Below are 17578 nucleotides of genomic sequence, written 5' to 3' on the forward strand. Positions count from 1 at the left end.
ACGTCCTAGACTTTGAGACGCATTGGAGAGATGAGGAATTGTGGCTGCGATGAAAAACGGTGTGGTCATTGTCGGTGCGGGTCATGCGGGCGTGCAAGCGGCCGCCAGCCTGCGCGAAGACGGCTACGACGAACCCGTGATCCTCATCAGTGACGAGCACGAACTGCCCTACCACAAGCCGCCGCTGTCGAAGACCTTCATCAAGGATCAGCAGGCCAAACCGCAGCCGCTGCGCGGCGAGGCGTTTTATACCGGCAGTGCGATCGATTACCGGCCGGGCGGCCGCATCGATCGCATCGATGCCGCCGGCCGCAGGCTGGAGATCTCAGGGGGCGGCACACTGCCGTTCGACCGGCTGATCCTGGCGACCGGTTCGCGGCCGCGCATGCTGTCGCTGCCGGGCTCGGAGCTTTCGGGCGTGGTGTCGCTGCGCTCGCTCGCCGACGCGCGGCTGATCCGCGAATTGAGCGCGCAGAGCGAGGATGTCGTCATCCTCGGTGGCGGCTTCATCGGGCTGGAGATCGCCGCGACGCTCACTGCGGCCGGCCGCAAGGTCACCGTGGTCGAGGCGATCGACCGGCTGCTCGGCCGGGCGGTGGCGCCGATCATCGCGCGCCACGTGCGGCAGCGGCTGGAAGCGACCGGCGTGCGCATCCTCAGCGGCACCACGATTGCGCGTCTCGAAGGCGAGAACGGCCATGTCTCGGCGGCAATCACCGCCTCCGGCGAGCGGCTGCCGGCGCAGATGGTCATCATCGGCATCGGCGTCGTGCCGAATGTCGAACTGGCGCAGGCCGCCGGCATCACCATCGCCAACGGCATCCGCGTCGACCAGCAGATGCGGACGTCGGTGCCCGAAATCCTCGCCATCGGCGACGCCGCATCCTACCGGCACTGGCTCACCGGCGGCGAAGTGCGGCTGGAATCGGTGCAGAATGCCACCGACCAGGCGCGTCTCGCCGCGCGCACCATCCTCGGTCACGCCGACGCCTTTGCGGCGGTGCCATGGTTCTGGTCCGATATCGGCGACATCAAGCTGCAGATAGTCGGCCTGATTTCGGGCGGCGACAGCCATGTCGTGCTCGGCGACGTCAACGAGAACCGGTTCTCCATCTACCACTATGCTGGAAATCGTCTGCTCGGCATCGAATCGGTCAACCGGCCTGGCGACCACATGCTTGGCCGCAAGATGCTCGGCGCCGGCTTCTCGCCGACGCCGCAGACCGTCGCGACCGGACAGGACGGACTGAAGGCAGCGCTCGCCGCCTTCCAGCAGGTAGAGCCCGTTCGCGCCGCTGAGTAAGGAGCCGCCCTCGCCTTCTCCCCTTGTGGGAGAAGGTGGCCTCGCGAAGCGAGGTCGGATGAGGGGTGCTCCAGCTTGGCTCCGACAGCACTCCGTCCAACACCCCTCTTCCGTCTCGGCGCTACGCGCCGATCCACCGCCCGGGCCTCGCCCGCCCTTCGGGCCCCACAAGGGAGAAGGGAAGAAAGATCCGCTCAGCCGGCGCGGGCCTCGCGGATCGAGCTTTCCAGGATATCGAGCGCTTCGTTCATGACGCCGTCCTGGATGGTGATTGGCGCCAGAAAACGGATGACGTTGCCGTAGACGCCGCAGGTGAGCAGGATCAGGCCCTTGTCGAGCGCCTTCAGCCGGACCGCATTGGCGATCTCGGCCGACGGCAGGCCCTTGTTCACATCGTTGAACTCGACCGCGTTCATGAAGCCCGGGCCTCTGATATCGACGATCTCCGGCGTGTCGTCGCGGATCGATTGCAGCCGCTGCTTCAGCCGGTTGCCCAGCGTGTTGGCGCGGTCGCACAGCTTTTCCTCTTCGATCACGTCGAGCACGGCATGCGCCGCGGCAACGCCGATCGGGCTGCCGCCATAGGTGCCGCCGAGCCCGCCGGGGTTGGGCGCATCCATGATCTCGGCGCAGCCGGTGACCGCCGCCAGCGGGAAGCCGCCGGCCAGGCTTTTCGCCATGGTGGTGATGCCGGGCGCCACTTCGTGATGATCCATGGCGAACATCTTTCCGGTGCGGGCAAAGCCGGTCTGCACCTCGTCGGCGATCAACAGCATGCCGTGCTGGTCGCAGATCTTGCGCAGCGCGGTCATGAACTCGCGCGGCGCCTCGTAGAAGCCGCCCTCGCCCTGCACCGGCTCGACGATGATGGCGGCGACGCGGGCCGGATCGACATCGGCCTTGAACAGGCGGTCGAGCGCGGCCAGCGAGTCGGCGACCGAGATGCCGTGCAGCGCCACCGGGAACGGCGCGTGGAAAACGTCGGCCGGCATGGCGCCGAAGCCGACCTTGTAGGGCACGACCTTGCCGGTAAGCGCCATGCCCATGAAGGTGCGGCCATGGAAACCGCCGGCAAAGGCGATGACCGCCGGCCGGCCGGTGGCGTTGCGGGCGATCTTGATGGCGTTCTCCACAGCTTCGGCGCCGGTGGTGACGAAAATCGTCTTCTTGTCGAATTTGCCCGGCAGCATGCCGTTCAGCCGTTCGGCCAGCCTGACATAGCTCTCATAGGGCACCACCTGGTGGCAGGTGTGGGTGAAGCGGTCGAGCTGCGCCTTGACCGCCTCGATCACCTTGGGATGGCGGTGGCCGGTGTTGACGACGGCGATGCCGGACGAGAAATCGATGTAGCGGCGGCCTTCGACATCCCAGATTTCCGAGTTCTCGGCGCGGTCGGCATAGATCTGCGTGGTCATGCCGACGCCGCGCGAGATCGACTGGTTCTTGCGTTCGGAAATGGCTGAATTCTTCATGATGTCCCTCGCCGGGCCGGCGCCCGTTCTCGTTTGGATGACTGCCGGGAATTGTTCTGACCTTATTTCACGTTTTCCTCAAGTTGGCACTGGCGGCAGGCGATTGGGCCTGCCATTGGTGTCGCGATCCTTCGCGCCCCCTCTGGCCTGCCGCCCATCTCCCCCACGGGTGGGGGCCTTTGCGTGGGTTGAGGAGAGAGGGGCTGTCGCTCGACCTCTCCAGACTTGGGTTCCTCGCCCCGCGAAGCGGGGGAGAGGTGGCCGCCCACGGGTCTTGCCTTTGGCAAGCCCGAGGACAGGCTCCGCGGCCGGAGAGGGGGCTTTCGTAGGGCGCAGTCCCCCTCTCCGTCTCGGCTTCGCCGAGCCACCTCTCCCCCACTTTCGTGGGGGCGAGGAACGATAGTGTTCTGAAGGTTCTGCAAAAAGCTCTGGAGAGAGAACAGCCCTTACTCTGAGGCGAGGGGCGGCCATGGCACGCTGGTGACGTTGCGATCACCGATTCCCGTGGAAGGGTAAGTGCCATGACCAAGCGAGAGGTTAGACTGAGCAGAGGCGAGTTGAAAGCGTTGCTGTTGTCGGATGAGGACGGCTTCCGCAGAGTTTTGCAGACTGTGGTGCAGGAGGCTTTGGAAGCCGAGATGACGGAGGCGATCGGGGCCGAGAAAGGCGAGCGGACGACGGAGCGGGTTGGTTACCGGTCCGGCTATTACGAACGCAAGCTTGTGACGCGGGTTGGCGTGCTGGAACTTCGGGTTCCGCAAGATCGGGCCGGCCGGTTCTCGACGGAGTTGTTTGAGCGTTACCAGCGCTCGGAGAAGGCACTGGTATCGGCGCTGGTCGAGATGTACGTGCAAGGCGTGTCGACGCGCAAGGTGAAGGCGATCACCGAGGATCTGTGCGGCCATTCCTTCTCGGCCTCGACGGTAAGCCAGGCGACGGCGCGGCTGGATGAGGCGCTGAAGGCGTTCTTTGAGCAGCGGCTTGCCGAACCTTACCCGTACCTCATTCTGGACGCGCGCTACGAGCGGGCGCGCGAGGCCGGCGTGATCGCCAGCCAGGCCGTCTTGGTGGCGATCGGCGTCGACTGGGAAGGCCGGCGCCAGGTGCTCGGTGTCGAGCTGGCCAACCGTGAAAGCCATTCGAGCTGGCGCGCGTTCGTGGCAGGGCTCAAGCAGCGCGGGCTCGCCGGCGTCGAGTTTGTCGTCTCCGACGACCATCCGGGGCTCAGGGCAGCGATCCGCGAAGTCCTGCCCGAGGCAGTCTGGCAGCGCTGTTACGTGCACTTCCTCAGAAACGCGCTCGATTATGTGCCGCGCAAGGTCGATGACGACTGCCTGATGGAGCTCAGATGGTTCTATGACCGGCGCGACCTCGCCGAGGTCAAGCGCGACCTGGCGCAGTGGATCGCCAAATGGCAGGCCAAATACCCGAAGCTGGTGGATTGGGTGGAGAACAACATCGAGGAGACGCTGAGCTTCTATCGGCTGCCGCTGCCGCATCACAAGCACATGAAGTCGACGAACATGCTGGAGCGGCTGAACCAGGAGATCAAGCGGCGCACCCTGGTCGTTCGCATCTTCCCCAACCCGCAGAGCTGTTTGCGGCTGGTTCGGGCATTGGCGGTGGAGATCCACGAGAACTGGCTCGAGGCGACCCGCTACCTCAACATGGATCATCTGCGCGAGCACAAGAAGGAGAACCTGAGGGCACTGGCCGCCTGACGCGGCCGCCATGTCCGCCGCTCCGCTAAACACGGGGGCTGCGCGGCGGACACGCCAACGTCACCGCTGAATGCCACGCCATTTTTGCAGAACTTGACGCACACAACTCGAGGAACCCAAGCTGGAGAGGCCGCGATCCACACTCCCTCCGCCCTGCCGGGCATCTCCGAGGTCGGCGATCTTCCTTCTCCCCCCACTTGGGGGGAGATCGGTAGCTCCGCCGGCAGCGCTCCTTCTGCAACGTTCGCGATTGGCGAAACCATCAATGACAGCCAATCTCCCCACCCGTGGGGGAGATGCCAAGTTTTGGCAAAGAGGGCAGGCCAGAGGGGGGCGCGAAGGAACGCGACGCGGACAGCTGAATCTGACTCACGCCGTCCTGACAAACCCCTCGCTCGCCCTGAGCAAATTGCGCGTGTAATCCTTGCTGACGCGGCGCTCGACGAGGTCGCCTGCGCTGAGGTGCTCGACCGCCTCGCCGTTCTGCATCACCATCAGCCGCTCGCACATATGGGTGATGATGGCAAGGTCGTGGCTGACCATCAGGAAGGTCAGCTTGCGCCGCCGCCGGATCTCTTCCAGGAGGTTGAGCACCTCGGCCTGCACGGAAGCGTCGAGCGCCGAGGTCGGCTCGTCGAGCAGCAGGATCGCCGGTTCGAGGATGAGCGCCCGCGCGATCGCCACGCGCTGGCGCTGGCCGCCCGACAATTGATGCGAATAGCGGAAGCGAAAGCCGGTGCCGAGCCCGACCTCGTCCAGCGCCCGCTGGATGCGTTTCTCGCCATCGGCAAAGCCGTGGATGGCGAGCGGCTCCTGCAGCAGGCGGTCGACGGTCTGGCGCGGATGCAGCGAGCCGTAGGGGTCCTGGAAGACCATCTGCACCTCGCGATAGAAGGCCTTGTCGCGGCGCTTGCCGAGTTTTTTTCCGTTGACGGTGATGCTGCCCGAAGCGGCCGGCGCGAGGCCGGCAATCGCCCGCAGCAGCGTCGATTTGCCGGAGCCGGATTCGCCGACCAGTCCGAAGGATTCGCCTGAAAGCACTTCGAGGCTGACACCCTTCAGCGCGCGAAAACGATCAAAGACCACCTCCAGCCTGTCGACGGAAACTGCTGCCGTCATGCCGCCCACTCCGGCTTGCGGTCGAGCACCGGCAGCGGGTGGCGGTCGGCGCCGATCTTGGGCATGCAGTTGAGCAGGCCGCGGGTGTAGGGATGCTGGGCGCGGCCGAGTTCCGACGCCTTGAGCTGCTCGACCACCTTGCCGGCATACATGACGATCACCCGGTCGCAGAAGGACGAGACCAGGCGCAGATCGTGCGAGATGAAGATCAGTCCCATGCCGCGCTCGCTGACCAGCCGGTCGAGGATGCCGAGCACGTCGAGCTGCACGGTGACGTCGAGCGCCGAGGTCGGCTCGTCGGCGATCATCATCTCCGGCCCGGCAATCAGCATCATGGCGATCATCGCGCGCTGGCCCATGCCGCCCGACACCTCGTGCGGATGCAGGTCGAAGACACGGGCGGGATCTCGGATCTGCACCGCCTCCAGCATGGCAAGCGCCCGCTCGCGGGCTTCGGCCTTGCCGACCTTCTCATGCGTGCGCAGCGTCTCGACGATCTGGCGGCCGATGCTCATAACCGGATCGAGCGAGTATTTCGGGTCCTGCAGGATCATGGCGATGCGTTTTCCCCGCAGCGCCCGGCGGTCGCGGGGCGAGGCGGCGAGCAGGTCGATGCCGTCGAAGGCAAGTTTCCTGGCCGTGACCTCGGCCTGTGGCTGGGTCAGGCCCATGATGGCGCGACCGGTCTGCGACTTGCCGGAACCGCTCTCGCCGACGATGCCGAGCCGCTCGCGGCCGAGCGAGAACGAGACGCCGCGCACCGCCTCGATCCGGCCGGTGCGCGTCGGAAAGGTGACGCGCAGATCGTCGACCTCGAGAAGCGTGCTCATTGGTCACCACTGCGCGGATCCAGCGCATCGCGCAGGCCGTCTCCGAGCAGGTTGAAGCCGAGGCTGACGATGAGGATGGCAAAGCCCGGTGCGCCGGCCACCCACCATTGGTCGAGCACGAAGCGGCGGCCCGACGCGATCATAGCGCCCCATTCCGGCAGCGGCGGTTGTGCGCCGAGGCCGAGGAAGCCGAGACCGGCGGCTGTCAGGATGATGCCGGCCATGTCGAGCGTCACCCTGACGATCAGCGAGGAGATGCAGAGCGGCATGATGTGGCGCAGCACGATGCGGAACGGCGAGGCGCCCATCAATTGCACCGCCTTGATGTAATCCGAATTGCGCACGGTGAGCGTTTCGGCACGCGCAATACGGGCGTAGGGCGGCCATGAGGTGATGGCGATGGCGAGCACCGCATTCTCGATGCCAGGGCCAAGTGCGGCGACGAAGGCCAGCGCCAGGATCAGCTTCGGAAAGGCCAGAAAGATGTCGGTGATGCGCATCAGGATCGCATCGATCCAGCCGCCGGCATAGCCGGCGACGGTGCCGACCAAGAGGCCGATAGGAGCGGCGATGATAGCGACGAGAATGACGACGTAAAGCGTCCATCGCGAGCCGAAGATTACGCGCGAAAGGATGTCGCGGCCGAGGTCGTCGGTGCCGAACCAGTGCTCGGCGCTCGGCGCCAGCAGCCGCGAGCCCTTCAGGTCGCCGAATGTCGGCGAATAGGGCGCCAGCACGTCGGCAAAGGCGGAGACCACCAGCAAAGCGATGATGATGAGCAGGCCGAGAAACGCCAGCCGGTTGGCGGAAAAGCGCCGCCACGCCACATAGGCACGGCCGAGCCTTGCCTGCATGCGCGAAGCCGGCCGCTCGCTGAGCAGCCAGTCGCGACGGCTTTGTATCGCTTCTGCGCTCATCGTACCTTGGTCCTTGGGTCGAGCACCCGGTAGAGCAGGTCGGACAGGAGATTGATGCCGATGAAAACCGAGCCGATGATGATGGTGCCGCCGAGCACGGCGTTCATGTCGGCGTTCTGCAGGGAATTGGTGATGTAAAGGCCGATGCCAGGCCATGAAAACACGGTCTCGGTCAGCACCGAGCCTTCGAGCAGACCGGCATAGGAAAGCGCGATCACCGTGACCATCGGCACGGCGGCGTTGCGCAGCGCGTGGCCCCAGATGATGCGTGTTTCCGACAGGCCCTTGGCGCGCGCCGCGACGATATATTCCTGGGCAAGCTCGTTCAGCATGAACGATCGCGTCATGCGGCTGATATAGGCGAGCGAAAAATAGCCAAGCAGCGAGGCCGGCAGGATGATGTGGCGGAAGGCATCGCGAAACACATCCCACTGTCGCTGCCACAGCGCATCCAGCAGATAAAAGCCGGTGATCGGCGTGAATGTGTATTCGTAGACGATATCGAGGCGGCCGGGAAAAGCCACCCATTGCAGCCTGGCATAGAACAGCACAAGCGCCAGCAGTCCCAGCCAGAAGATCGGCACGGAATAGCCGACCAGGCCGATGATCCGCACGATCTGGTCGATGATGCTGCCGCGCCGGACCGCGGCCAGCACGCCGAGCGGCACACCAAGCAAAGCACCGATCAGCGTTCCCAGCGTCGCCAGCTCGATCGTCGCCGGGAAGGCGCGGCGAATGTCGGTCATGACAGGATTGGTGGTCAGCACCGAGGTGCCGAAATTGCCGTTCAGGGCATTTTTCACATAGATGTAGAACTGCTCGATCAGCGGCAGGTCGAGACCCATCTCGCGGCGGGTGCGCTCGACGACATTGGCCGGCGCCCGGTCGCCAAGCACCGCCAGCACCGGGTCGATCGGGATCACCCGGCCGATGAAGAAGGTCACCGCGAGAAGACCGAGATAGGTGGTTATCGCGATGACCAGGAAACGGGCGATCGACGACGCGACAGCGACAGCACGGGCGCTGCCGCGCCGCCCTGCCGTCGCTTCGCTTTCAACAGTACTCATGCGGCGCGCGTCCGCCGGCGTCACTCCTTGGAGATCTGGCCGACGAAATTGGTGTCGAAGCTCGGGCCGAGCGCAAAACCCCTAAGGTTCTTGCGCAGGCCAGCCACTTCCAGCTGCTGGTGGACGATGATGAAAGGACTGGTTTCGAGAATCTTCCTCTGCAGATCCTGGTACATTGCGGCGCGCTTGGCCGGATCCTTCTCGAGCAGGGCCGCTTCGGTCTGCTTGGTCAATTCCGGAATGTCCCAGGCGTTGCGCCAGGCCAGCGTCTTGACCTTGCCTTCATCCGAATTGTCGGGGTTCGAAGCAAAAGTCTGGGCGTTGGAGTTCGGATCGAAATAATCCTGGCCCCACTGGCCGATATAGATGTCGTGGTTGCGGGCGCGGTATTTGGTCAGCGTCTGCTTGCCGTCGCCGGGAATGATCTCCAGCTTGACGCCGGCCTGGCCGAGCGTCTGCTGGAACGATTCCGCCATGCCGGTCACCGGCTGGGTGTTGCGTACGTCCATGGTGACGCTGAAGCCGTCGGCCAGGCCGGCCTTGGCGAGCAGTTCCTTGGCCTTGGCGAGGTCGAATTTGAACGGATTTTCATTCAGCTCGCCGAGCACGCCTTTTGGCAGGAAGGTCTGGTGGATCTCGCCGATGCCCTTGAGGATGGTCGAGCTCAAGGCATCGTAGTCGACGAGATATTTGAAGGCCTGGCGAACCTCTGATTTGGCCAGGTTCGGGTTCTTCTGATTGAGGCTGATGTAAAACACCGTGCCCTTCGGCGCGCTGGTGGTGGTGAGATCGGCGTTCTTGGCGATGGCGTCGAGGTCGTTCGGCTCGAGATTGCGGGCAACGTCGATGTCGCCAGCCTCCAGCGCCAGGCGCTGGCCCGAGCTTTCCTTCATGTTGCGGTAGATGACGCGGGCAAGCTTGGCCTTTTCGCCGTGATAATTGTCGTTGCGCTCCATGACGACGACCTCGTTGGCCCGCCATTCGCGCAGCTTGAAGGCGCCGGAGCCGGCATAGCCGGTCTTCAGCCAGGCGTTGCCGAAGTCGTTGTCGTATTTGTAGTCGGCACTGGGCGTCACTGCGGCGACATGCTCCTTGACCAGCTTGGCGTCGACGACCGAGGCGACGGTTGCCGACAGACAGTTCAGGACGAAGCTCGGCGCATAGGCCTTGTCGACGGTGAACTGGAACGTCGTGTCATCGACGGCCTTGGCCTTCTCGGTGACGTTGTCGCCATCGATGCCAAACTGCCCGATGATGAAGGCCGGGCTCTTGTCGAGCTTGATGGCGCGCTCGAACGAATAGGCGACATCAGCCGCCGTGATCGGATTGCCCGAGGCAAATTTCAGGCCGGGCTTGAGCTTGAAAGTGTAGGTCAATCCGTCGTCGGACACAGTCCAGCTTTCGGCGAGATCGCCCTTGACCTTGGAGGTGTCGCTCAAGTCGAGGCGGACAAGCAGGTCGTAGGTGTTGCCGGTGACCTCGGCGGTCGACAGCTCGAACGCCTCGCCCGGATCCATGGAGATGATGTCGTCGATGGCGAAACCCTCGACCAGCGTGTCGGCCGGCGTGACAGCAAGGGCAGGCGCGGCCAGAAGCAGCGCCGACATGGCCGCGCCGGCGAGCAGGACGCGGGAGCGTAGAGCAAACTTTTCCATCATCATTTTTAACTGTTCCCTGTTTTTGTTGACCTGAGTTCCCGGCTCAGGGTCTTGGCATTCACCTGTCAAATCGAACGGTGACCCTGAACCGGTCGTCTTTGGTGATTTTTATCCAGTTTCGCCTCACCATATCCGGCGGTTTCAGGCGCGGCAACGAGCATTTGCAAAGCTGTTTGTTGGGCCAGGATCAGCCAGCCGCCACCGCCGAAAGCGACACCCGCAGTGCAGCTATTTCAACGCGGTGACCAGGTCTGCGTCTGGAAAACAGGTGGCGGCGCGACCGTTCTTCGCCTGCCATTTGCCAATCGACCGGCGTGTCTTGAAACCGGGCAAACCGTCGGCGCTGCCGACATCGTGGCCCTCGGCCTCCAGCGCCCGCTGCAAGGTGGCGATATCAGACCTGTGGAGCCCGCCGACCGCACCCCAGCGCCCCGAAAAATTGCTGTCGCCATTGGCGATGCGGTCGGCGCCGTGGCCGATGAACAGGGCGTAGAGATCACTGGTGTTGTATTGCTTCAAGACGTAGAAATTGGGCGTGACGATGAAGGCTGGACCGCTGCGCCCGGCCGGCATCAGAAGAAAGCCTTCGGCCTTCAATTCGCGCGCCGGAAACGGCCTTGCCGCGACACGCTTGATGCCCATATTGGCCCACTGGGAAATCCTCTTCCCCTGGTCCGGACCTTCGAGCGAGCAGGAGACCGCTTCCGGCACCGTCACTTCAAAACCCCAGCCGCGGCCTTTTACCCAGCCATAGTGGACGAGATAGTTGGCGATCGAGGCCAGCGTGTCCGGCACCGAATTCCAAATGTCGACCCGGCCGTCGCCATCGAAATCGACGGCGTGTCCGAGGAACGAAGTCGGCATGAACTGCGGTTGGCCGAGTGCGCCGGCCCAGGACGATTTCATCGCGCCGACCGGGGCCAGCCCGCGCTCGACGATCTCGAGCGCCGCCACAAGCTCGGTGCGGAAGAAGTCCTTCCTGGTCGCCATGAATGCCTTGGTGCCCAGCACTTCGAAAGCGTCGTAAGGCATCTTCGCCGCGCCAAAGCCGCTCTCGCGACCCCAGATCGCCAGCAGCACCTCGCCCGGCACGCCGTAGCGCTTCTCGATCGCGGCGATGGTCCTGGCATTGGCCGCCTTGCGAGTGCGGCCACCAGCGGTGACGGCGCGAACCGTCTTTTCGGCGAAATAGGCGCCGGGCGAACCGAACTCGGCCTGATGCTGCTTCTGCGGCGTCGTCGCCTTTTTGCCCGGCATCACCAGGTCGGGCAGTTTGAGGTTCGGTTTGATGCCATCGAAGGCGGCGTCGAAGGTTTTTCTCGAGATGCCCTTGGCGCTGGCCTCGGGCCAGAGGTCGGCTTGCAGCCAGGCGTGGAACTGGGTGTCGAGTTTGGTGGCAGAGGCGGGGGTGGCGAGGAGGATTGCAGTCAGTGCGGCGAAAAGAAACGCGACGGCTATTTTGTAAAAGCAGCGATCCTTCCCACCCCCCTCTGTCCTGCCGGACAGTCCGGCAGGACAGAGGGGGGTGGGACGGAGTGCCGGCTTTGCAGGACGCGTAGCAGCCATCATCCGCACTTCCCCCCAAGCCTCAAAACGCCGTCCGCGAGCGCAGCGCGGCGGCTAGCGTGCCTTCGTCGAGATAGTCGAGTTCGCCGCCGACCGGCACGCCATGCGCCAGCCGCGTCACCTTGATGTCGAAGCCTGACAACTGGTCGGTGAGATAATGCGCGGTGGTCTGGCCCTCGACGGTGGCGTTGACGGCAAGGATCACCTCCTTGACCTCGCCGCCGGCGACGCGGTCGACCAGCGAGCGGATGTTGAGCTGCTCGGGGCCGATGCCGTCGAGCGGCGACAGCGAGCCGCCGAGCACGTGGTAGCGGACATTCATGGCCGCCGCCCGCTCCAGCGCCCACAGGTCGGCGACGTCCTCGACGACGATCAGCGTGCCGGCGTCGCGGCGCGGATCGGTGCAGATCATGCAGGGGTCGGACGTATCGACATTGCCGCAGGTCGAGCAGATGCGTACCTTGTCGACCGCCTCGTTCATGGCGGCGGCGAGCGGCGACAGCAACTGCTCCTTCTTCTTGATGAGGTGAAGCGCTGCCCGCCTGGCCGAACGCGGCCCGAGCCCCGGCACCTTGGCCAGGAGCTGGATCAGGCGTTCGATCTCGGGACCGGCGATTCGCTTCGACATCGCATCGGTTTAGGATTTTTCCGCGCGCTTTGGAACACTGCTGCGGCGCGGCTGCTGCGAACGATCGCTGAGGTTTGCGCTGCCGACGTCGACAGTCGATCGCCTCAGTAGGATTCCAGCGGCCTGCCCTGGCCAGCGATCATCGCGCCGATGGCGTCAGTGTTCTCAGGTGTCGATTCAAACGACATCGTCGGCTCGGCCGATGCCGCCGGGAATGACGTCACCGGTTGCGCACCAGCGCTGCCGCCGAAACGGGCGGCGTCCGGCTCCTGCATCGCCACAAAGGTCACCTTCTCTGGCGTTGCCTTCCATGGAGTAGCCTTTGCCGGTTGCGATGCGACCGCGGTCACATAGGTTGCGTTGGTGGGGGTTGCCTTGGCGAATTCCGCCTTGGCAGCCGGCGCCGCAGAGGCCATGAGCGTCACCGGTGCGGCGCGCGACCCGCGCGGCGTCGCCTGCGCCACCGCGACGGTGGGCTCGTCCGGCAACGGTTTCCAGTTCCGGCCGCGCTTTTCATAGAAGGCGTTGCCGCCGGCGACCAGGGTGTAGTGCATGTTCTTGTAGGGGAAACGCAGGCCGGCGGTGTGAAAGAACATCGAGTTCTTCAGCTTGGCCTTGCGCTCGCCCTTGAGCACCGCCTCAGCGGCCTCCTCGACATCGGGCATCGCCTTCGAATTCATCGGCCGTGTCATCACGCCCGGCGCGAACTGGCCGCGTTCGCCGACCACCTGGCAGATGGTGTTGCCGTGCTTGCCGGAGCGCAGCCGGTTCATCACCACCGTGCCGACGGCAATCATGCCGTCACGGCTCGACCGGTTGGATTCGAAGAACATCGCGCGCTGGAGGCACTCCTTGTCCTTCGCTGTGTGGCTGTAGGGCCGCGACCTGACGGTATCGGCCACGGACAGGCCGTGCGAGGTGGTCTGACTGCAGGCGGCCAAAAAAAGCGGAGAGGTGATGACGCCGAGCAGCAACGGCGTCTTCCATAGGGTCGCGATCAAAGATATCCCCTCATTCTGTCGCCAGCCCGCCTCTGGTTGCGGCAAGAATGAGACACTTTCGGGCAAAAAGATGGCTAAAGCGTTATTAAGTCTGCGGAGTTGCCGGATGGACACAGCTGGCCGGCAGGCGGGCGTTGATCGCTGCGCTCTTCGGCCACGGTAACGGCACGGATGCTAGGACCATGCCGTGACCTTCGTCGCGGCCTTCGCAGAGTGGGCTTGCCGGGCCAAGCCATCGACTCGCTCGACCGGCATAACTATCGACGCACCTTAGAACGGCAGCTTCATTCCCGGCGGTATCGGCAGCCCGGCGGTCAGTGCCTGGGTCTTTTCCTGCATCATCTGCTCGACTTTGGCCCTGGCGTCATTGTGGGCGGCGAGGAGCAGATCCTCCAGAATCTCGACCTCGTCCTCCTTGAACAGTGACGGGTCGATCTTCAGCGCCTTCATCTCAAACGTGCCGGTCAGCGTCACGCTGACCAGGCCGCCGCCGGCCTGCCCGGTGGCTTCCAGCGTGGCGATCTCATCCTGCATGGCCTGGAACTTGGCCTGCATTTCCTTCGCTTTGCCCATCAGGCCGAGAAGATCTTTCATCGCGTGGTCCTTTACACAATTGATATCAGGTTTCGTCTTCGTCAGCGGGCGGCTCGATCGGAACCTCGGCCTCCACCGCATCGGCTTCCGGCGCGTCGGGAATGCGCACGTCGATGATCCTGGCGCCGGGAAAACGCGCCAGGATGGCGGCGACGGTCGGGTCGCTCTTGGCATCGAGGAGGGCGTTTTCGCGTTTGGTCGATTCCATCTCGGCCAGCGTCTGGCCGCCCGCTTCCTTCGACAGCGACACCAGCCAGCTGCGGCCGGTCCAGGCGCGCAATTTGGCGGTCAAATCATTGAGCAGCATCTTCGGCGCGTCATCGGTCAGGCTGACGTCGATGCGGCCCGGTTCGATCCGCACCAGGCGCACGCAGCGCTTGACCAGCACCTTGAAGGCCATGTCGCGCTGGGCGTCGGCAAGGGCGACGATGTCGGCCAGCGATTTCACCGGCACCGGCGGCGCATCGGCGACCGGATCCGGCGCCGGAACGAAAGGCGCAGGCATCGGCTCGGGTTCGACCAGCCGCATCGTCTGGGCGCCGCCATTGACCGTCGGCATCCGCGTCTGTGCCACGGCGCCGGCGCCGCCATTATCGGGATTTGCGGGGCCAGAATTGGCGGTGCGAGAGCTTGCGGACGCGCCATTCGAGCGTGGCACAGCACCCGGCGCCGACGCTGCGCCCTCCAGCGATTTCAATGCCTCGTCCAGCGTCGGCAGGTCGGCGGCGTGCGCCAGCCGGATCAGCACCATTTCGGCGGCACTGACCGGCCGGTTGGAGGACTGCACCTCGGGAATGCCTTTCAACAGCATCTGCCAGGTCCGCGACAGCACCCTGACCGACAGCGCCTTGGCGAAATCGGCGCCGCGCCGGCGCTCGTCCTCTGACAGCGAGGCGTCGTCGAGAGCTGTCGGTACGAAGCGCAGCCGGGTGACGAGATGGTTGAACTCGGCCAAGTCGGTCAGCACAGCGGCCGGATCGGCGCCGGTGTCGTACTGGTTGCGGAATTCGGCCAGTGCGGCCGCCACATCGCCCTTCATCACATGTTCGAACAGGTCGACGATCCGGGCGCGGTCGGCCAGCCCGAGCATGGCGCGCACCGCTTCGGCGCTGACTGCGCCGCTGCCATGGGCGATCGCCTGGTCGAGAATGGACAGCGAATCGCGCGCCGAGCCCTCGGCCGCCCGGGCGATCATCGCCAGCGCGTCATCATCGACCGAGATGCCTTCTTTTACGGCGATCGAGGAGAGGTGCGCGACCAACGTGCCGGCATCGATACGCCTGAGATCGAAGCGCTGGCAGCGCGACAGGACGGTGATCGGAACTTTTCTGATCTCGGTGGTGGCGAAGATGAATTTGACGTGCGGCGGCGGCTCTTCCAGCGTCTTCAGCAGGCCGTTGAAGGCCTGCGTCGAGAGCATGTGCACTTCGTCGATGATGTAGACCTTGTAGCGCGCCGACACCGGCGCGTAGCGCACGCGCTCGATGATGTCCCTGATATCGTCAATGCCTGTGTGCGAGGCGGCGTCCATCTCGATGACGTCGACATGGCGGCCTTCCATGATCGCCTGGCAGTGCTCGCCCGGCACGGCAAGATCGACCGAAGGCTGGTCGACGGTCGATGTTTTGTAGTTCAGGGCCCGCGCCAGTATGCGCGCCGTCGTCGTCTTGCCGACACCGCGCACGCCGGTCAGCATCCAGGCCTGGGCGATGCGGCCGGTGGCAAAGGCGTTGGTGAGGGTGCGGACCATCGGCTCCTGGCCGATCAGTTCGGAAAAATTGGCAGGACGGTATTTGCGCGCCAGAACGCGATAGGCGGCGGCCTTTTCCGTTCCCGAATTTCCGGCTTCGCTCATTCGCCCGTAAAGCTCCAAGGGCCGCGGCTCAAGGCGGCCGATTCCTGCGCATAGTTTCGCCCGCAGGGCTTGGCGCCGTCAATGTCGCGGGAGAAGGCGAAGAGGTGGGAGGCTGGAACAATGACCCGTTCCGGGCTCGTTAGGGCTGCTTCCTTCCGGACCTGACCCGGTTGGCGAGTGGACCGTCCACCACCAACCTCCCGCTTTCCATATCGGCAATCCGGCAATGAAATGCAAGGGCGCAGTGAAATGCAAGCGCGCAGTGACGGCGGCTTCCTTCCAGCCCAGGCCTTGGCAGGCCACACCCCAAGCTCTTCGCCGGACCACCATCGCCACGATAGAACTTGATTCGTTTGCCGCCCTCTTGCGGGCCAACGGCAGCCGCTCTAGCGTCGATGACGTAAAAAAATACTACAAAAGTGAAGGAAAACGCCGATGTCGCCGGGCCTCGAGGCCGGATTCACGCTGGATGCTCGTCTGGAGGCCGACAGCGAGCAGTTGATGTGGCTCGGCCTGTGCGAGTTGCGGGTGATGAACGACCGCCGCTGGCCATGGCTGCTTCTGGTGCCGCAGCGGCCGGGCGCGGAGGAAATCCATGATTTGACGCCGCTCGACCAAGCGATGCTGACCTTCGAGACCAACATGGTGGCGCAGGCGCTGAAAAGCGTGACCGGCTGCACCAAAATCAACAGCGGCGCACTCGGCAACATCGTGCGGCAGCTGCATGTCCATGTCGTCGCGCGCTCGGAAGGCGATCCCGGCTGGCCCGGCCCGGTGTGGGGGCACGGCATGCGCGAGCCCTATGAGCGCTCCGACCTGCGCCGGTTTGCGCAGAAGATAAAGGCGGCGCTATAAGACTGTCCCGTGTCTATCCTGAACATCGAGTCTCCGATGAGCTTCCGCCTGTTTGACGCGCCCTTGCGCGAGCCGAGCCAGTTCGTCGGTTTCGCCGGCAATGTGATCGACCGGCAATCGGAAAACCGCGCCGACGATTGCGTCGAAAAGGCGCTCGCCGATCTTTCAGCCAGGCTTTTGCTGATGCATGGCGGGCGGCTCTATCTGAAGCTCAGCGGTGGCGGCTTCGACCCCTGGTTCAGCGCCGAGGAAAGCCGGCCGCTCCGGGTGTCGCTCGACCATGGCGTCCTGCTCGGTTTGTCCGACAGCGGTCCGGTGCTCGCGGTGCCGGCCGGCATCGATCCCGAACAGCTGCCCGATACCATCAAGGCCATCGACTATCGCTCGGTCTATATGCAGGGGCTGATCGACGAGGCGGCGGCCGGCGCGATGGCGCAAGGAGCAGCGCTGCTCGCCTGGCATGCCAGCCACCGCTTCTGCAGCAAATGCGGCGCTGAAGCCGCGATGCGGGCCGGCGGCTACAAGCGGCTTTGCCCGGCCTGCGCCACCGAGCATTTTCCGCGAACCGACCCGGTGGCGATCATGCTGACGGCGACGCGTGAAAAATGCCTGCTCGGCCGCGGCCGGCATTTCGCGCCCGGCATGTATTCGGCGCTTGCCGGCTTCATCGAGCCTGGCGAGACGATCGAGGCGGCGGTGCGCCGCGAAACGCTGGAGGAAGCCGGTATCCGGCTTGGCCGCGTCGTCTATCATGCCAGCCAGCCCTGGCCGTTTCCGTATTCGCTGATGATCGGCTGCTTCGGCGAGCCGCTCAACGACGACATCCAGGCCGACCTCAGCGAGCTGGAAGACTGCCGCTGGTTCTTTCGCGACGAGGTGCTCTTGATGCTGGCCCGCGAGCATCCGGGCGGCCTGGTCACGCCGCCAAAGGGGGCGATCGCCCATAACCTCATCCGCGCCTGGGCCGACAGCGCGTAGCCTCGCAGGGGAAG

15 protein-coding genes and 1 other RNA gene are annotated in these 17578 nt (G+C 64.6%); 4 read left to right on the plus strand and 12 right to left on the minus strand.

Annotated elements, in window-relative coordinates; genetic code table 11:
* Window positions 1-49 precede the first annotated feature (49 nt).
* The gene (locus JG739_RS00250) at window positions 50-1303 is read left to right on the plus strand and encodes an NAD(P)/FAD-dependent oxidoreductase (protein WP_202364741.1); all 1254 of its coding nucleotides are present in this window, start codon (window positions 50-52) and stop codon (window positions 1301-1303) included.
* A 194-nt stretch (window positions 1304-1497) separates the two neighbouring features.
* Here JG739_RS00250 and JG739_RS00255 read toward each other — a convergent pair whose 3' ends face one another.
* On the minus strand, window positions 1498-2775 hold the full coding sequence (locus JG739_RS00255) for a 4-aminobutyrate--2-oxoglutarate transaminase (protein WP_202364742.1): 1278 nt from the start codon (window positions 2773-2775) through the stop codon (window positions 1498-1500).
* Window positions 2776-3296: 521 nt separating this feature from the next.
* On the opposite strand from JG739_RS00255, the gene JG739_RS00260 reads away from it, so the two are divergent.
* Window positions 3297-4496 carry an IS256 family transposase gene (locus JG739_RS00260; protein ID WP_202362577.1) on the plus strand — a complete coding sequence of 400 codons (1200 nt, stop codon included), beginning with the start codon at window positions 3297-3299 and terminating at the stop codon, window positions 4494-4496.
* A gap of 369 nt (window positions 4497-4865) precedes the next feature.
* On the opposite strand, the gene JG739_RS00265 is transcribed toward JG739_RS00260, so the two are convergent.
* From JG739_RS00265 to ffs, 11 genes are all read right to left on the minus strand, one after another.
* Window positions 4866-5615 carry an ABC transporter ATP-binding protein gene (locus JG739_RS00265; RefSeq protein ID WP_202364743.1) on the minus strand — a complete coding sequence of 250 codons (750 nt, stop codon included), beginning with the start codon at window positions 5613-5615 and terminating at the stop codon, window positions 4866-4868.
* The gene (locus tag JG739_RS00270) at window positions 5612-6445 is read right to left on the minus strand and encodes an ABC transporter ATP-binding protein (protein ID WP_202364744.1); all 834 of its coding nucleotides are present in this window, start codon (window positions 6443-6445) and stop codon (window positions 5612-5614) included. The genes JG739_RS00265 and JG739_RS00270 overlap by 4 nt, the downstream gene beginning before the upstream one ends.
* A complete protein-coding gene (nikC, locus tag JG739_RS00275) occupies window positions 6442-7362 on the minus strand; it encodes a nickel transporter permease (RefSeq protein WP_202364745.1) in 921 nt (306 codons plus the stop codon). The genes JG739_RS00270 and nikC overlap by 4 nt, the downstream gene beginning before the upstream one ends.
* A complete protein-coding gene (locus JG739_RS00280; RefSeq protein ID WP_202364746.1) occupies window positions 7359-8429 on the minus strand; it encodes an ABC transporter permease in 1071 nt (356 codons plus the stop codon). The genes nikC and JG739_RS00280 overlap by 4 nt, the downstream gene beginning before the upstream one ends.
* A gap of 20 nt (window positions 8430-8449) precedes the next feature.
* On the minus strand, window positions 8450-10090 hold the full coding sequence (locus JG739_RS00285) for an ABC transporter substrate-binding protein (RefSeq protein ID WP_202364747.1): 1641 nt from the start codon (window positions 10088-10090) through the stop codon (window positions 8450-8452).
* Window positions 10091-10315: 225 nt separating this feature from the next.
* Window positions 10316-11653: a lytic murein transglycosylase gene (locus tag JG739_RS00290; RefSeq protein WP_202367277.1), complete on the minus strand. Its 1338-nt coding sequence runs from the start codon at window positions 11651-11653 to the stop codon at window positions 10316-10318.
* A 22-nt stretch (window positions 11654-11675) separates the two neighbouring features.
* The gene (gene recR, locus JG739_RS00295) at window positions 11676-12281 is read right to left on the minus strand and encodes a recombination mediator RecR (protein WP_202364748.1); all 606 of its coding nucleotides are present in this window, start codon (window positions 12279-12281) and stop codon (window positions 11676-11678) included.
* A gap of 104 nt (window positions 12282-12385) precedes the next feature.
* Window positions 12386-13282, minus strand: coding sequence for a cell wall hydrolase (locus JG739_RS00300; RefSeq protein WP_202364749.1), 897 nt, complete (start codon window positions 13280-13282; stop codon window positions 12386-12388).
* A 270-nt stretch (window positions 13283-13552) separates the two neighbouring features.
* Complete coding sequence (locus tag JG739_RS00305) at window positions 13553-13876, minus strand: YbaB/EbfC family nucleoid-associated protein (RefSeq protein WP_202364750.1); 324 nt, start codon at window positions 13874-13876, stop codon at window positions 13553-13555.
* 25 nt (window positions 13877-13901) lie between these two features.
* Window positions 13902-15731 (minus strand): DNA polymerase III subunit gamma/tau, encoded by a 1830-nt coding sequence (locus JG739_RS00310; protein ID WP_202364751.1) that lies wholly within the window; start codon window positions 15729-15731, stop codon window positions 13902-13904.
* 104 nt (window positions 15732-15835) lie between these two features.
* Window positions 15836-15932: signal recognition particle sRNA small type (gene ffs, locus JG739_RS00315), an RNA gene on the minus strand.
* A 234-nt stretch (window positions 15933-16166) separates the two neighbouring features.
* Between ffs and JG739_RS00320 the strand changes: the two genes are divergently transcribed.
* Together JG739_RS00320 and nudC are read left to right on the plus strand one after the other, a co-directional pair.
* On the plus strand, window positions 16167-16586 hold the full coding sequence (locus tag JG739_RS00320; RefSeq protein WP_027151663.1) for an HIT domain-containing protein: 420 nt from the start codon (window positions 16167-16169) through the stop codon (window positions 16584-16586).
* Window positions 16587-16622: 36 nt separating this feature from the next.
* Window positions 16623-17564: an NAD(+) diphosphatase gene (gene nudC, locus JG739_RS00325; protein WP_202364752.1), complete on the plus strand. Its 942-nt coding sequence runs from the start codon at window positions 16623-16625 to the stop codon at window positions 17562-17564.
* Window positions 17565-17578 lie beyond the last annotated feature (14 nt).

Origin of the sequence: Mesorhizobium sp. L-2-11, from assembly GCF_016756595.1 — a bacterium.
GTDB lineage: Bacteria > Pseudomonadota > Alphaproteobacteria > Rhizobiales > Rhizobiaceae > Mesorhizobium.

Excerpts from the sequence above, each read along its gene's own strand:
- JG739_RS00285 (WP_202364747.1), bottom strand. The coding sequence starts at position 10,090 with ATGATGATGGAAAAGTTTGCTCTACGCTCCCGCGTCCTGCTCGCCGGC.
- JG739_RS00310 (WP_202364751.1), bottom strand. The coding sequence starts at position 15,731 with ATGAGCGAAGCCGGAAATTCGGGAACGGAAAAGGCCGCCGCCTATCGC.
- JG739_RS00290 (WP_202367277.1), bottom strand. The coding sequence starts at position 11,653 with ATGGCTGCTACGCGTCCTGCAAAGCCGGCACTCCGTCCCACCCCCCTC.
- recR (WP_202364748.1), bottom strand. The coding sequence starts at position 12,281 with ATGTCGAAGCGAATCGCCGGTCCCGAGATCGAACGCCTGATCCAGCTC.
- JG739_RS00265 (WP_202364743.1), bottom strand. The coding sequence starts at position 5,615 with ATGACGGCAGCAGTTTCCGTCGACAGGCTGGAGGTGGTCTTTGATCGT.
- JG739_RS00250 (WP_202364741.1), top strand. The coding sequence starts at position 50 with ATGAAAAACGGTGTGGTCATTGTCGGTGCGGGTCATGCGGGCGTGCAA.
- JG739_RS00305 (WP_202364750.1), bottom strand. The coding sequence starts at position 13,876 with ATGAAAGATCTTCTCGGCCTGATGGGCAAAGCGAAGGAAATGCAGGCC.
- JG739_RS00260 (WP_202362577.1), top strand. The coding sequence starts at position 3,297 with ATGACCAAGCGAGAGGTTAGACTGAGCAGAGGCGAGTTGAAAGCGTTG.
- JG739_RS00280 (WP_202364746.1), bottom strand. The coding sequence starts at position 8,429 with ATGAGTACTGTTGAAAGCGAAGCGACGGCAGGGCGGCGCGGCAGCGCC.
- nikC (WP_202364745.1), bottom strand. The coding sequence starts at position 7,362 with ATGAGCGCAGAAGCGATACAAAGCCGTCGCGACTGGCTGCTCAGCGAG.
- nudC (WP_202364752.1), top strand. The coding sequence starts at position 16,623 with ATGAGCTTCCGCCTGTTTGACGCGCCCTTGCGCGAGCCGAGCCAGTTC.
- JG739_RS00270 (WP_202364744.1), bottom strand. The coding sequence starts at position 6,445 with ATGAGCACGCTTCTCGAGGTCGACGATCTGCGCGTCACCTTTCCGACG.
- JG739_RS00320 (WP_027151663.1), top strand. The coding sequence starts at position 16,167 with ATGTCGCCGGGCCTCGAGGCCGGATTCACGCTGGATGCTCGTCTGGAG.
- JG739_RS00255 (WP_202364742.1), bottom strand. The coding sequence starts at position 2,775 with ATGAAGAATTCAGCCATTTCCGAACGCAAGAACCAGTCGATCTCGCGC.